We start from the raw sequence: 14,375 nt of genomic DNA, 5'->3' as shown, positions 1-14,375 counted from the left end.
ATCTCTTTGCCTTAACGCAATTCCGGACGCAAAACCGGTTCCCACTTTTGCTGGAATTGCCCTAAAGGCGTTCTGCGCGCATTGCTCGAATGATTTGAAAAAAAGGAGTTGCTCCCATGACATCCGAACCGATCAAGACGGGCGGCAAGGTCGAGCCGCTCAGGAAAGCCCGGCCCTGCCCGGAATGCGGCAAACCCTCTTCCCGCGAAGACTATCCGTTCTGCTCCGAGCGCTGCCGCACGCTCGATCTTTCACGCTGGCTGAAAGGCTCCTACGCCATTCCGGTGGCCGACGATGAGAGCAAGGCGGATGACGATCGGGATGGGCGCGAGTAATCGCTCTCCATTAAGATCAGGAACGTGGATTGCAGTGCCGGTGCCTCGACGCCTGCCTCTGCCGCCCGCGCCCCCTGCCCCACAACAGCGGCGTCTGTTCTTCCTGAGCCTTTTCGCCTCCGACCGCCGACTGGCTTCAGCACCTGCTGTTATCGCGTGATCCGTCTTTCCAAGACTGGCAGAAGCGCGCCCTGCTGACGACCAAACGCATCACCATCGTCAAGACACGCTCATGAGGCTTTGACGTCTCGTTTCCGTGCTGTCTCCCAAAACCGGCAACCGCCTTCCGGCAATACGCTCCCCACGGATCGTGCCGTCCCGGCAAAACTTGGCAATTATCCACAGCAGCGGCCGATTCCTGCCTCGCCACACCGCAGGTTTCCGACTGATTTCGCAGGGAAATTCGGATTTTTCGTAAACCTGTCAAAAAAGTCGCCTGGGGGTGCTGGACATGGCCGAACAAGATGTTATAACCCCGCTCGCTCCCGGGGGTTACATCCTCCGGACGGTCTCAAACGACCGGCAGGCTTCAGATAAGCCTCGGATGCCCGGATAGCTCAGTTGGTAGAGCAGCGGATTGAAAATCCGCGTGTCGGTGGTTCAAATCCGCCTCCGGGCACCATTTACCTTAAGAAAATCAATAGTATGTGATTTTGGGTGGTTCCCGCGCTCGAAGGATGGGGCTCAGAGCATGACGCCGGCAAATCCCAGCCTCCGCTGGTCCAGAAACCCAGGGCGGTTCAGCAGCCATGAGTGCGGACAGATCCTTGAGCCCCACAAGGGACAATGCCACCAAGCTCCGCAAATTACAGATCCCGCCCCATCCCCCAGACTAAACAACTAGAATTCAACCTCGAAAATTTCAGATTAATTTACTATCGCCATAAGCCGATACTTAGGAATGCGTATGTATAACTCCCCTCACACCGACAAACGGGGAGAAAAAAATGAACAACAAAGCAATCGCACTGGCAGTCGTAATCATTAATACTTTTGCAACAGGCGCGACGGCAGGTTCTCTCCTGTCGCCCGCCTATGTCCAGCAGGCCTCGGGCAGCGGCGCCAGCGCCGGTGCGCTCGATACGGCCGCAATCTTCAAGCCGTCGATGGACATCATGGCGGCGGTCCCGCGCGTGGACACGTCGAACCTCACAGGCAACCTGTCCTTCGTCTACCAGAGCGGTGATTTCAATACCGCCTCGATCGAACAGACCGGCAGCCGGAATGTCGGCCTGATCTCGCAGATCGGCTACTTCAACTCGGCAACCATCACCCAGACAGGTACCGGGCACCAGGCTTTCGTCTCGCAGCAAGGTCGCAACAACGTCGCGATCATCCGCCAGCGCTGACCTCATCCGAGACAGCACAAAAAAACGCAGAGGCAATCACTGCCTCTGCGTCTGGCGCCCCCGCCCCCTGCTAACCGATTTTATCTCTTATGGTGCGTCGACATCTGGCAGATCCGTCGGATCCGGGGTCGGCTGATCCACGCCACCGAAATCGGGAAAGTCGATCGAGAAGCCCGGGCTCTGGCTTGCACCTTCGCCCTGGGCGCTGGCCTGCGACAGGAGCCAGTTGCCGTTGAGCGGATCACCGCCGAGCGAAGGGTTGGTCGGGCGATAGACGAGCTGCGAAGCCTGCGCACTGCCGCAGATCATCAGGGCTGCGGCAACAAGAACAGTTTTGGTGAAATTCATGTAAAACTCCTGCGTTAGCACAGTTTAGCGTTTGGGAAGAACGTACATCCGGCCGGGCACGACAACAACCGTTTTGTTTTCAAGGCCACGCAAACCGGTCGGCATCATGTAGTTTCCGCTCTGTGGTGTCTGGATTGCAACAACAGTAGAGTTTACCGAGTCCCGGACATCAAGTGCGCCGGCGAGATTGTCGCCTTTTTGAATATAGGCGATCTGGTTATTGCTGCCGGAGGCGCCAACCAGCTGGAAATTATTGTCGCCAACACTTGCCTGGAGCACTGAATTGTTGGTGCCGCCCTGAACCAGAAGAAGCGCGGAATTGCTGCCCTCAATCGCCTGTACGGCGCGGTTGTTGCTTCCCGCCTGCTGGATCAGCGCCAGGCTTCCCGTGCCGTCGATCCCGGAATTGGCATGGTTGTTGATGCCGATCTGGATGATGCCGGTATTGGAACCGGTGGAGCCGCCAAGCAGAGGCATGATCGGCTGCATCAGGCCCTGCACGGCGGCGGGATTCGTATCGTAATCCGAAACCAGAAGGTTTTCCGCGGCAGCGATGCCCGGCGCCGCGATCATTGCGCTGGCGAGGACTGCCGCCTTGAGGGTCTTCAGAATTCTTGCTGTCATTGTCATGCTACACCGCCATCGGGTCAGATTTTCAAAGGGATGCTGCCGAGCACGATCGAACGGCGCATTGCACACAGTGTCTTTCCTGACCGGTCTTTTACCGAGAGCACGATTGCCACCTCAGCCGGTCCTTCCATCGAAATCATCGTCGTCCCCAGCCTTCCGTTGACGAAGTTTGCGGCCTGCCGGGACTGACTTTGCCCTGAAGGGCTCCGTTTCGTCACGTCGAGTTCCAGGCGTCCCGCAAGGTCGCCATCAGCTTCGACAAACGGCTCGATCCGGGCGATTTCATCTCCTGAAACGATAATGCCGCAGCTTGCGACCCGTTCGTCGGCAGGGGTTCCCGGATAGATTTGCCTGTCTTCGGCTGAAACGCCCCCCACAGGAAGGCCGCCCAGAAGCATGGACGAGATCAGCAGAACAACTCGGGTCTTGAAGAGAGACATGTCCTTGCTCCGCCGGTTGTGAGCGGGGCGCCGTAAGGCGCCCCGACCCGGTATTTTACTGCTGGGTTACGAAGGCCACGTTGCCACGGCCGATCTGGGTAACCAGCGAGTTCTGGTTGGCGTTGCGCTGGTCGACGAACGCCTGGTTGGTCGCAGAACCTTCGCCGACACCGATCTGGAGCACGACGGAGTTCGAACCGCTGCCGCTCTGCGAGATCCAGGCATTGGAATAGTTTCCGGCCTGCATTACCGCGGAGTTATGGTCGGCACCCGTCTGGCCCACGACTGCAATGCTGTTGCTTGCGGTCTGCACGATCAGCGAGGTGCTGGTGCTGCCCGACTGGGTGACGTAAGCGCCATTGTCCGCGCCAGCCTGAACGATCAGCGACGAGTTGAGCGTGGACGGAGCCAGGATATTGCTACCGCCCTGTGTCGTTACCGCCATGTTGCGTTCACCGGTCTGGAAGGTGGCGGCTGCAAGCAGGGCGCCATTCTTCTGGACGGTTGTGGCCGTGTTGCTGGTTCCGTCCTGAACGGTGGCGGCAAGCGCACCGATCACTGCAGTCTGCGCGGTTCCGGCGGCGTTGAAGTCACCGATCTGAACCGTTCCGGCGATTGCACCTGCGGTACCGACCTGGAAGTTTGCAGCTTCGTTGTTATCGCCGAACTGAGCGATACCAGCAACGGAAGCAACCGCAGGAGCCGGTGCGTTGACCTGAGTGATGATGCCGAGGTCAACCACGTTGACAGAGCCACCCTGGACGTTCATCGCGGTGTTGTCATCACCCGACTGGACGATCGCAGCAGCAGAAAGGCTTGCTGGGGCGTTTTCTGCCGAGACCGGCGCTCCAAATACCGTGCTGACAGCTTCCGCACCCTGAACGTTGACGGCATTGTTGTCGTTACCGTTCTGGAAGGTCAGAGCTGCAACCTGCGAGCTGCCGAACTTCTGGACGTTCGATGCGGTGTTGCCGGAGCCGACCTGGACGATGCCGGCAAGAGCATCACTGACACCAGCCTGGGTGTTGCCGGCCTCGTTGTCATCGCCGAACTGGGCAATGGCAGCAGAAACACCGTTGGATTCGCTCTGGACGTTGGCGGCGTTGTTACCGTCACCAACCTGTAGGGTCGCAGCGTCGGCTTCCAGCGTTGCGGTCTGGATGTTGGCGGCTTCGTTGCCGTCACCGATCTGGATGTTCAGCGCGTTGGAGTCGACTGCCGCAGTCTGAACGGCACCGGCGATGTTGTCGTCGCCGACCTGAACGTTTGCAGCATTGGAGCCGACGGTCAGAGCATTCTGCTGGACGCTTGCGGTGTTGTTGTCACCGATCTGCAGGTTTGCAGCGGCGCTGTTGCCAGCGAGCGTCTGGATGTTGAACGCCTTGTTGTCGTCACCGATCTGAACCGAAGCAGCATCCGCACCCGAAGTCGCGATCTGCTGATTGGCGGCAATGTTGTCGTCACCGAATTGGCCGATGATGGCGTTGGAGGCAATTGCAGACTGTGCTGAACCGGCGCCTGGTGCAACCGCTGCGACACTCTCAACTTCCTTCCAGCCCTGGAACAGCTTGTACTCGGATACCTTGTATCCCTGCTTTGCCGGCGTTCCAGCTACGTAAGAGCCCACCTGGATATTCGAGGCTGTGTTACCATCGCCTACCTGTGCAATAGCGGCCTGGCTATCAACCGCAGACGCACTAACGGTGCCACCCGGAATGCTCAATGGAAGATATTCGGTTTTGATCCTGCCAAGGAAACCCGAATATTCGGTACGACCAGGAAGATTGACCGCAGCGTAGGAATGATCCGCACCCTGCGTGTTGCTGGCCTCGTTGCCATTGCCGACCTGAAGGATTGCGGCATTGACGTTTGAGCTGCCGGCCTGCTGGACGTTGCCGGCAACGTTGCCTGCGCCGAACTGGGCGATCAGGCCGTTGGCCCCGGTCACGCCGTCCTGCAGGTTGTAGGCGCTGTTCTGGTCGCCGCCATTGTTGCCCTGGATGATGAGGGCATTGCTGTCGAGCGTCGCCGTCTGGGTGTTGGCGCCGAGGTTCTGGCTTGTGCCGTTACCGTACTGGATGACGCCTGCATCGGAATTGGTCGATGCCGACTGCGTGTTGTAGCCGGTGCTGCCCGAGCCGCCCTGGACGATCAGAGCGTTCTGGTCCTTGCCGGCCGTCTGGCCGTTGACGGCAGCGTTGTCGGATCCGATCTGCAGGATGCCGGCGCGGTTTTCGCTGGACGGGCCTTGTGCGAGCTGGGTGTTGGCAGCGCGGTTGCCCTTGCCGATCTGGATCGTCGTTGCGACGGTCGCCGAATCCGGCTGCACGAGGTTGGAATTGCCCTGCTGCGTGTTGCTGGCAACGTTGTCTTCGCCGAACTGGCCGATCGTCGCCGTGTTGCCGAAACCGTTAACGACGGCGTTGGCAGCTTCGTTACCATTGCCGACCTGAAGGATGCCGGCCGCATTGTTCGTGCCGTCGCGGCTGGTGTTCACACCATAGTTGTTGTCACCGAACTGACCGATCACGGCTTCATGGCTGGTGCCGCCGACATAGAGGTTGCTGGCACTGTTGCTATCGCCGCCCTGGATGATGCCGACCGAGCTCTGCGTGCTGGAATCCTGGCTGTTCAACGCACCGTTGCCGGTTCCGAACTGGGCGATGCCGGCTTCGTTTCCAAGACCGATTGAATACTGTGCAATGACTGCCGGATCGGTATAGGTATCGACGACCTGAGAGTTGGAGGCGAAGTTGCCCTTGCCGACTTGAAGGATGTTGGCATCAGAGCCGATGGCACGCTCCTGCGTGGTCAGCGCCGAGTTACCCGATCCGGCCTGGAAGGTGCCGGAGAAGGATTCACTGCTTCCTGCGACCTGCTGGCTGAAGGCAAAGTTGCCGACCGCGGTCTGATCACCATTCAGCTGGATGATGCCGGTATCGTTCAATCCGCCGCCAGCAGCGCCAGTTCCATCCTGAACGTTGCGGGCAAGGTTGTTGAAGCCGCCCTGGAAGATTGCGGCGCGGTTCACGCCGGTCTGGCGGAACTGGTCGATGAAGTTGCTGCCACCGAACTGGGCGAGGCCGGCAATGTTTCCGCCATCCTGCAGGAAGTCGTTACCGATGAAGTTGTTCCAGCCGAGCTGCTCTACGCCGAGGAAGTTGGTGCCAATCTGCGCATCGGCAGGAGCACCTGCTCCGGTCAGCGGCAGGAAGTGGTTGTTGACACCGTGCTGGTAGATGAACGCAGCATTGCCGTCGCCGCCCGTTGCCGCAACCTGCGAGAGGTAAGCGAAGTTGCTGGTGTCGCGCTGGCCGATGTAACCGAAATTACCTTCCTGCGCGAACGCCGAGCCCGCCAGAGCTGCGACCGCAACGCCGGTCAGCAGCAGGGTCTGTCTACTTGAGTATTTCATAAGTGTCTCCCCATTAGCCTGCTCCGTGGACACGGTAGCCCCAAGCTAAGATTGATTAACAAAAATTTAATACCACTATCGAATGTCGCCAATCAAGACAGACAAAGCCAATTACTAAGTAATAGTTAATTCAGATAAGATAAACACCCAAAAATGAGACAATAAAAAATAGAATAAAAATGAAAATGGCCCGCAACGTCAGTTGCGAGCCATCACATTTACGTAATTTTTAGTGATTATTATTCTGAACTTCGAATCACGATGCCGAAGATACTGCAGGATTTTTATATTTTACATCGAAATCCTGAATCAACCTCTTCTCCTGGGACTTGTCCTGCAAGCCCCACAATCCCTGCCGCACGCCCTCGACAACCAGCGAATAAACCGCAAGCTCGATCCCCTCACGTACAGCAAGAGAACCAGGGTCATTGCGCGACTGGCCGAGTTCGACTTCCAGCAATTCCCCTGCCGTCACGAACTTGTAGGCACCACCGCGTATCTGAACGGAATAAACCTGCTTGGTCGTGGTTGTGGACGCAAGAATTTCGCCGGTCTGCACGCTGACGGCGCGCAGGTTTACCGTTACGACGTCGGATCGATACTGCATGTCGCCGCCGATACCGAGATATTTCGCGCCCGCGCCGCCGGTCAGTTCGTTGGAATCATATCCGACGATACCACCTTCGAGGATAAGCCCGGCAAAACGAACGGGAGGAAGACCACTCGGGCGGCCATAGGATTTCTGCGTGTTCTCGATCAGGGTGCGCTCCTGGACGAGGTTCTTCAGCCCGGTGCGCTCGACAACCCGGAACCAGTTCCCGCCACCGGTCTTTTTCAGCACGTCGATCAGCATGGCGCCACCGCCCTGGGTAACGGCGCGGCTATATTCGGCAAAGCTCTCGTTCGGCTTGGCCTGGCCCGTCAGGTCCGGAAAATCATAGACGGCAACATCAACCGGAGCAGCCGGCAAGGGAAGCCGCTTGACACTCGACGTCGTCTTCGTCGGCGCCGTCAATGTCGCCGCCGGCGTGTCGAGTTGCTGCCCGGTCTGGCAGCCGGCAAGAACAACAGCCACCACAGATAGCGCAGCAATCTTAATTTTCATCTTTCCCCACCCGGGCACCCATGAAGATGCACTTTCACTGCGCGGAATTTCCCGTCGACCTCAATAAAGATCAACAAAGAAATACTGCAGCAACACCCCTTAATACAGACCACAATTCATTGCGGCGTTGCGAAGATTGTCTACACAACAAACAACTCTTCGCAATGTCTCATTTCTGGGTGAATATTTGTATGGTTACTTCTGTATCAGGAATGCATCACCTGTTCTTGGGATGCCGCTCACCTTACCTTCGAACCGTGCCGCTGCCGACGGAAGGCCACTCGCGCGCTTCGCCGGATCTGATGACGGCACTGGAGCCGGCACCGACGGTCGGAATGAGCCGCGCCACCGAAGAGACCTCCTCGACGACCGAAGCTTTTGTTTTTGCATTGCTTTGCTGCGCAGCACGCGCCCTTGCCGGCGGCCGCGGCGCACGCGGCTTTGCGCCCGGAGGAACCTGGTCGACATAGACCGACCTGCCATTGGGCGGTGTCGCCTGATTGACGAAAGCTTGCGCATGCGCCTCACCGGACAAAGCTGCCCCGAGGCTGCAAATGTATCCGCAGGCAGCTGCTACTATCCAAGAGCGCATATTTTCCACCTCTATGCCGTTTTTCTTTCATCGACACTAGAAATAAAGGGAACGGAAATTTCAACCGGCATCTTTACTTTATTTGTGTTTTAAGAGCATGAAGGAGAAAACGTGTATTGAGTCTGGAGGATATCATGGCGCGTCGTGTCTCATCCGCTGCCGCGGTATTTTTGATTGCCGGCATGAGTTCCGCAGTCGTTACGGCGGCACAGGCTCAGTCCAACGCATCCGGACCGATGTTCTCGACGCCGGCGTCACGGTCCACGACCGGCGCCCCGATTCTCAACAATCCTTCGGCCGCCCCGAACGGCGGCATCATCAACTCCGCCGGCGGCGGCACGAGCGCCGGAGCACCCGCGGCAAAACCTGCGGCCCGGGCAGAAGCTCCAGCGAACAAAACAGCCCCCCCCGAAGCGGTGGCCGCTGCAGACCGGTTCGGCAGCTGGGAATTGCAGTGCGAAGCCATTGCCGCTTCGAGCCGTGTCTGCCAGGTCTCCAGCCGCGTGACATCTCCGGACGGCAGCCAGATCATTCTGGTGATGAGCATCGCAAACGATGCCGGCGCCAACGTCACCCGCATGCAGATGGCGGTGCCGCTGGGCATAGCCCTTGCCGAGAAGGTCAATGTCGCCATTGCGCCGAACTACGAGACCTCGCTCTCCGTCAGCCGCTGCACGCCGCAGGGATGCCTGGTGGAAGGCGTTGTCGAGCCAGCTCTGACCACCGCCATGCGCGAGGGAGAGCAGGCGATCGTCTCAGTTGCCACGCCCGAAGGAAAGCGCATCCCGATCGCATTGGGGCTGAAAGGCTTTTCTGAGGCCCTTGATGCGCTGAAGGCCAGCGAGACCGCGGTCCGCTAACCCCTCGAAGGACGGGATACCTGCATCATCCCGCGCCATCCAGGCATCACATCAGACGGATAGTAGCGCATATGCGCGCGTCAGGCATTTTCAAGCATGATACCGACAGTTCAGCCTTTGCCCCAACATGGGATCGGATGATCCTTATACCCGGTCGAACTGCTTCAAGGACGTTGCCGAGCGATGCACCGCGACAACATGATCGATAATTGAAAGCTTTGCCGCCTGAATATCGAGGAAACCGGAGACGAATTCGCGCGACACCCACATTTTCGAGCGCCCCTTGGCTCCACTCCAGCCAACTATTCCGAGCTCTTCTGCCTCGCTGATTTTCCTGGCGGAATGCGAGCGTGACAGATTGAAGCTGGCCGTCAGCTCGGCGGCCGAAACAAGGCTGGTCGGAAGACGCCCCCCTGCCTCAAGATCACTCTCCAGTGAGGCTATCAGCCGCTCGGTCACCAGAAACCCGCTATTCATCCACATGAAGTGAGCAAAGGCATGATGCGGATTACGGATCGTCTCGTCATGCAGGAGCCCATTTGCGATTTCCGGCTGCAAAAGGCCGAGTACAGAAGGACGCGACTCCAAATACCAGGCAACACGCCCTCCCCCATCGAGCGCATCCAGGGTTCTCAGATGGAGCGCCATCCACCCACCGATCGCCTCGAGCGTCGCCGGCGCGGGAATGATCACGCGCACTCGTTTGTCACTCGGGTGTGGCTGTTGCGAGATCACACCATACTGAGTCATCTCATTAAGAAAGGCGGCGGCAGTATTTTTGCTGGTTATCGCATATTTCGTGACGTCTCTTATGAAGCTCGCCGCACTCAACCCCTCTTCCGACAATCCCGTCAGCTTCCGAAAATGCAATGCCAGACCGACATGCCCCATGAGCCAACGATCCTGGCTTGAAAATATCGTCGCCAATCTCGGCTGCTCACGATGCACACCCAGCAGGGATGCCGACTGCCCCTTTATTAAGGATAAAAACCCCGGATTCTGCCTGATATGCTGCGATGACGATATATTTGACAAGTAATCACACATCGTCCAAATGTCATCCGAAATTCAACAAGGTTAACTATCGCGAAATATCATAAATCCTGAAATATACAATTATATAACCGATCTAAAATCGATGAATTTCACGTCATAATTCGCCACACAATTTTATCATCAGCATTATTTACTGGGTTATCGATCGGAATATCACCCTCCATTTATCGAATAGAACTATCGGATGCGCAGCTCGAACAACAATTGCTTGCCAATAGAACGGCTATTTTCTCGGTTATGAATAGAGGCTGCGACGCCAGCTCGCGCTGTGGCATGGCTGAAACCGAAATCCTGCGGCCAGAACTCGACCGATGAGATCTATTTATCGCGCGCCTTCGATGCGCCGTGATCCCTTCGCAATACCCTTAGCGAGCCATGAGTTACAAAGTTGCTGTTGCGGCTCGAAGCTCAAAGGTGTCCGGCCCGGCATAATGCGCCGCCGAAGGGGCGCCGATCTGGGTGCGGAACCTGGAATAGAGCGCGACTATCGCCATAAAACGGGAACGCCGAAATCCATCCGAGGCGGTAAGTTCAGAAATATCTGCCACCCGGGCGCCATACTGTTTTGCCGCCAATTGACCCCATGGATCGTAAACGTCGGCCGCCCAACACGCCTCCCCCCGGTAACAAAGCCGGATAACGCGAGCGCACCGTCACCCATTGATATCAGGAGCGCAAACGGACGTGAAACGGCTCCTTTAAAACCGGACAGGATAAGGTTTCTGTTCGACGATTTAAGAACTCATGAGGCGACCAATAGCCCGACGCTTTTGCGAATGAAGGGTATTGTCGTGTTCGAACCATGTGGGCAGTTGCGCGATAACAGTTATGGCGTCCGGCAAGGGGTTCACCGAGACGCAATCGCACTTGAAGGCTTTGACGAAGGCTTCGGCCATTCCGTTAGACTGTGGGCTGCGAACGGGCATTGAAAACGACTCCATGCCGATATCGATGAGCAGGCGATTGGTTTCCTTAGCGATGAAGCAGGAGCCGTTGTCCGTCAGCCATTCGATTGGCTTTGGAAGAGTGTTGACGAGATCGAAGCGGTTCTCAACAGCCGTGATGAGAAGATCCTGGACGTCCTAGCTCTTGATGCCCTCGGTTATCGCGACGGGCGATGGCCTCGCGATCACAGCAATCGAGAGCGAAGGCGACGCACCTTCTCCTTGTTGCCGCAGCCGATTTAGAGGCCGCCTGAACACCAACGTAGGTTCCGTTGCTCGACAGACACGCGGCCATTCTGACGGCTTATATCGATTGCCCCGGCGTGGTGCTGAAGGAGCATGCCGTGAATCCTCATCACCCGGTAGACGGGCTTGGCATTCGGCCATGGGCGGTTTGCGCTGCAGGCTTTATGGCCCAGGATCGCGAGACCCGGCGATATCCTTAGGTCGGCATATCGTCGATGCTCGACTTGATCTATTCCAACAGTTCCTGCTCGTCGAGCGGCGCCCCCCCCAGGGTCTCGCACATCGCCGTCAACGCGAACCATCCTTCGGCAACGAGAGCGAGCACACCAGGTGTTTTTGCCCCCGATGCTATCTCAATTGCTTCTTTGAGGAATTCGCCTTCCATCGTCTTCTTGCCGAGGAGGCGCTAGCTCTTTCATCTGGTTCTGAAACGCTCTGTATTCGGATGCCGGGCGACCTCCTCCTGCGATCCTGTGGCCGTCAGCATACCCTGCGCCGCAAGCCTGCGCAGGCGAGACCTAGTCCGACTGAATGCCACACCGTCGGGCTACGAAGCTGACTGTGACATTAGGGCTCGTAGATCTCCTGGACTATCGCAAGCTTTTCCTCTGTCGACGAGCGACGGCGACACACAGAGCCGCACAGCACGCCAATCTTAGAGATGCGACTGATCATAATGGACACATCACTCCTCATACCTAACAAGCGGGAGATCGCGCCCAGAGACATAAGAGCCACGACAGATCACGACCTCGAAAAGCAATAACCTAGCGAGAAAAATGGCAGACAAGGTGGATTCGAACCCACGGTACGCTTTCACGTACACACGCGTTCCAGGCGTGCGCCTTAAACCACTCGGCCACCTGTCCATCAGGATGTTCTGTGTCGCTGCGGACCCAAAAACGTTGGAACGGCGCGATATATACCGATGAATTTTGCAGGATCAACCTCAATCTGAGAAAAATGAAGAGATAATGACATTTATCCGAAATTAGATGCCTCTCGATTTCGAGCGGGCCGTAAAACAGGCCTGGCCGCCCTCGGATTGCGACGGAAATTGCCGTCCTTTCACGTCCAGTCACCGTATCCCTGCCCTGCGCAGGGGTTTCGTACCTCGCCATCACCTTCCTGATCGAACGAACAGAAGAGATCGCTGGCCTTTGGCTTAACGCATCCCTTCCCGTGCGCTAGTAGGAAAAGACATCATGTCGACAAACGAGGCACAAATGACCAATGACGATTCGAGCCAGATCACCGAACGCAAGCGCGGCTCCGGGGTCAAACTGGTCTATGATCTGTTGCGCGACGAAATTCTCGACCTGAAGCTTTCGCCCGGCAGCGCCATCGACGAGGTGCAGCTTGCGGCGCGTTTCGGCATGTCGCGCACGCCGATCCGCGAGGCCTTGGTGCGGCTTGCCGGCGAAGGGCTGATCGAGACCCTGCCGAACCGCTCGACCATGGTGTCGAATATCGATTTTCTCGGTATGCCCGCCTATTTCGATGCGCTGGTCCTGATGTACCGCGTCACCACCCGGCTGGCGGCACAGCATCACAGGGCGGACGATCTTCTTCTCATCCGCGAGCGACAGGCGGAATTCAGCGCGGCGGTGGCGGCGCAGGATGCGCTGGCGATGATCGCCACCAATGCCGATTTTCATTCGGCGATCGCTGCTGCCGGCCGCAATGCCTATTACGCCAGCTTCTTCGACCGGCTCCTCGGAGAAGGGCGCCGCATGCTGCGGCTCTATTACCAGTCCTACGAGGATCGCCTGCCGCCGCGTTATGTCGACGAGCATGAGGAGATCATCGCTGCCGTCGAGGCGCGCAATGTTGCCGAGGCAGACCGTCTCGGAAAGGCGCATGGCGAGCAGATCGTCGAACAGATCGGCCGGCTTCTGACCCGCAACGACCGCCTCGATATTGATCTTTGATATCTTGTATTTTTTTTGTCGACAAAGAAAATGGAAGGAGTATTCTCCTTATCTAAGGGCTAGGGATCGTCTCCGCCGGCCGTTTTGATATCGAGGACTTGCAAGATGAAATCGAAGATTTTCTCCGGCGTCGTACCGGCACTGATGACCCCCTGCAAAAGCGACCGCACGCCGGATTTCGACGCGCTGGTTGCCAAGGGTAAGGAACTGATCGAAGCCGGCATGTCGGCGGTCGTCTATTGCGGCTCGATGGGTGACTGGCCGCTTCTGACCGACACGCAGCGCATGGAAGGCGTCGAGCGCCTGGTGAGGGCCGGCATTCCGGTCATCGTCGGCACCGGCGCGATCAACTCCGCTTCGGCCGTGGCGCTTGCCGCGCACGCCCAGAAGGTCGGCGCTCAGGGCCTGATGGTTATCCCGCGCGTGCTGTCGCGTGGTTCGGTGATCTCCGCCCAGAAGGCCCATTTCAAGGCGATCCTGTCGGCGGCTCCGGATCTTCCGGCGGTCATCTACAACAGCCCCTATTATGGCTTTGCCACCCGCGCCGACCTGTTCTTCGCGCTGCGCGCAGAACATCCCAACCTGGTCGGCTTCAAGGAATTCGGCGGCCCGGAAGACATGCGTTATGCGGCCGAAAACATCACCAGCCGTGACGACGACGTGACGCTGATGATCGGCGTCGATACCGCCGTCACCCATGGTTACATCAATTGCGGCGCAACCGGCGCCATTACCGGCATCGGCAATGTTCTGCCGAAGGAAGTGCTGCATCTGTGCAATCTTGCCCAGGCAGCCGCCAAGGGCGATGCGGATGCACGCGTCCGCGCCAAGGAACTGGAAGAGGCGCTCGGCGTGCTCTCCTCCTTCGATGAAGGCCCGGATCTGGTGCTCTATTTCAAGCATATGATGGTCTTGAAGGGGAACAAGGAGTTTACCCTGAACTTCATCGAGACCGACGTGCTTTCCGACAGCCAGCGCGGTTATGTCGAGGCGCAGCTGCAGCTATTCGACAGCTGGTATGCCGATTGGAGCAAGCTGCCCGGCGCAGTTCAGACCTGCAAGGCCTGATATTCGAACACACAAAGCCCTCCCGACACGGAGGGCTTTGTCACATCAGAATAAGG

12 protein-coding genes, 2 tRNA genes and 1 pseudogene are annotated in these 14,375 nt (G+C 57.7%); 6 read left to right on the top strand and 9 right to left on the bottom strand.

What is annotated here, in order from left to right:
* Positions 1-116 precede the first annotated feature (116 nt).
* From yacG to JNB91_RS20150, 3 genes are all read left to right on the top strand, one after another.
* Positions 117-335, top strand: a complete 219-nt coding sequence (gene yacG / locus JNB91_RS20160) for a DNA gyrase inhibitor YacG (protein WP_220327267.1) — start codon at positions 117-119, stop codon at positions 333-335.
* 546 nt (positions 336-881) lie between these two features.
* Positions 882-957, top strand: a tRNA-Phe gene (locus JNB91_RS20155).
* 325 nt (positions 958-1,282) lie between these two features.
* Complete coding sequence (locus JNB91_RS20150) at positions 1,283-1,684, top strand: hypothetical protein (RefSeq protein ID WP_220327266.1); 402 nt, start codon at positions 1,283-1,285, stop codon at positions 1,682-1,684.
* Positions 1,685-1,771: 87 nt separating this feature from the next.
* Here the strand turns inward: JNB91_RS20150 and JNB91_RS20145 are convergent, their stop codons facing one another.
* The 6 genes from JNB91_RS20145 to JNB91_RS20120 form a co-directional block, all read right to left on the bottom strand.
* Positions 1,772-2,032 carry a curli assembly protein CsgF gene (locus tag JNB91_RS20145; protein WP_220327265.1) on the bottom strand — a complete coding sequence of 87 codons (261 nt, stop codon included), beginning with the start codon at positions 2,030-2,032 and terminating at the stop codon, positions 1,772-1,774.
* 24 nt (positions 2,033-2,056) lie between these two features.
* Positions 2,057-2,656 carry a hypothetical protein gene (locus JNB91_RS20140; RefSeq protein ID WP_220327264.1) on the bottom strand — a complete coding sequence of 200 codons (600 nt, stop codon included), beginning with the start codon at positions 2,654-2,656 and terminating at the stop codon, positions 2,057-2,059.
* Between the two features lie 23 nt (positions 2,657-2,679).
* Positions 2,680-3,102 (bottom strand): curli-like amyloid fiber formation chaperone CsgH, encoded by a 423-nt coding sequence (csgH, locus tag JNB91_RS20135; RefSeq protein ID WP_220327263.1) that lies wholly within the window; start codon positions 3,100-3,102, stop codon positions 2,680-2,682.
* Positions 3,103-3,157: 55 nt separating this feature from the next.
* Complete coding sequence (locus JNB91_RS20130; protein WP_220327262.1) at positions 3,158-6,517, bottom strand: beta strand repeat-containing protein; 3,360 nt, start codon at positions 6,515-6,517, stop codon at positions 3,158-3,160.
* 256 nt (positions 6,518-6,773) lie between these two features.
* The gene (locus JNB91_RS20125) at positions 6,774-7,622 is read right to left on the bottom strand and encodes a CsgG/HfaB family protein (RefSeq protein WP_220327261.1); all 849 of its coding nucleotides are present in this window, start codon (positions 7,620-7,622) and stop codon (positions 6,774-6,776) included.
* Between the two features lie 244 nt (positions 7,623-7,866).
* Positions 7,867-8,214, bottom strand: coding sequence for a hypothetical protein (locus JNB91_RS20120; RefSeq protein WP_220327260.1), 348 nt, complete (start codon positions 8,212-8,214; stop codon positions 7,867-7,869).
* A 134-nt stretch (positions 8,215-8,348) separates the two neighbouring features.
* Between JNB91_RS20120 and JNB91_RS20115 the strand changes: the two genes are divergently transcribed.
* On the top strand, positions 8,349-9,074 hold the full coding sequence (locus JNB91_RS20115) for an invasion associated locus B family protein (RefSeq protein WP_220327259.1): 726 nt from the start codon (positions 8,349-8,351) through the stop codon (positions 9,072-9,074).
* A gap of 144 nt (positions 9,075-9,218) precedes the next feature.
* On the opposite strand, the gene JNB91_RS20110 is transcribed toward JNB91_RS20115, so the two are convergent.
* From JNB91_RS20110 to JNB91_RS20100, 3 genes and pseudogenes are all read right to left on the bottom strand, one after another.
* Positions 9,219-10,121: a hypothetical protein gene (locus JNB91_RS20110; RefSeq protein WP_220327258.1), complete on the bottom strand. Its 903-nt coding sequence runs from the start codon at positions 10,119-10,121 to the stop codon at positions 9,219-9,221.
* A gap of 675 nt (positions 10,122-10,796) precedes the next feature.
* Positions 10,797-11,995: pseudogene (locus JNB91_RS20105) on the bottom strand (DDE-type integrase/transposase/recombinase).
* A gap of 105 nt (positions 11,996-12,100) precedes the next feature.
* A tRNA-Ser gene (locus tag JNB91_RS20100) sits at positions 12,101-12,189 on the bottom strand.
* A 357-nt stretch (positions 12,190-12,546) separates the two neighbouring features.
* Here JNB91_RS20100 and JNB91_RS20095 point away from each other — a divergent pair.
* Both JNB91_RS20095 and JNB91_RS20090 read left to right on the top strand, forming a co-directional pair.
* Positions 12,547-13,251: a GntR family transcriptional regulator gene (locus JNB91_RS20095; protein WP_220327257.1), complete on the top strand. Its 705-nt coding sequence runs from the start codon at positions 12,547-12,549 to the stop codon at positions 13,249-13,251.
* A 105-nt stretch (positions 13,252-13,356) separates the two neighbouring features.
* Positions 13,357-14,319 carry a dihydrodipicolinate synthase family protein gene (locus JNB91_RS20090; protein ID WP_220327256.1) on the top strand — a complete coding sequence of 321 codons (963 nt, stop codon included), beginning with the start codon at positions 13,357-13,359 and terminating at the stop codon, positions 14,317-14,319.
* Positions 14,320-14,375: the final 56 nt, after the last annotated feature.

It is taken from the genome of Aliirhizobium wenxiniae, assembly GCF_019511445.1.
Lineage (GTDB): Bacteria > Pseudomonadota > Alphaproteobacteria > Rhizobiales > Rhizobiaceae > Neorhizobium > Neorhizobium wenxiniae_A.
Note: the sequence above shows the minus strand (reverse complement) of the source record. Positions and strands in the feature narration are given on the sequence as shown.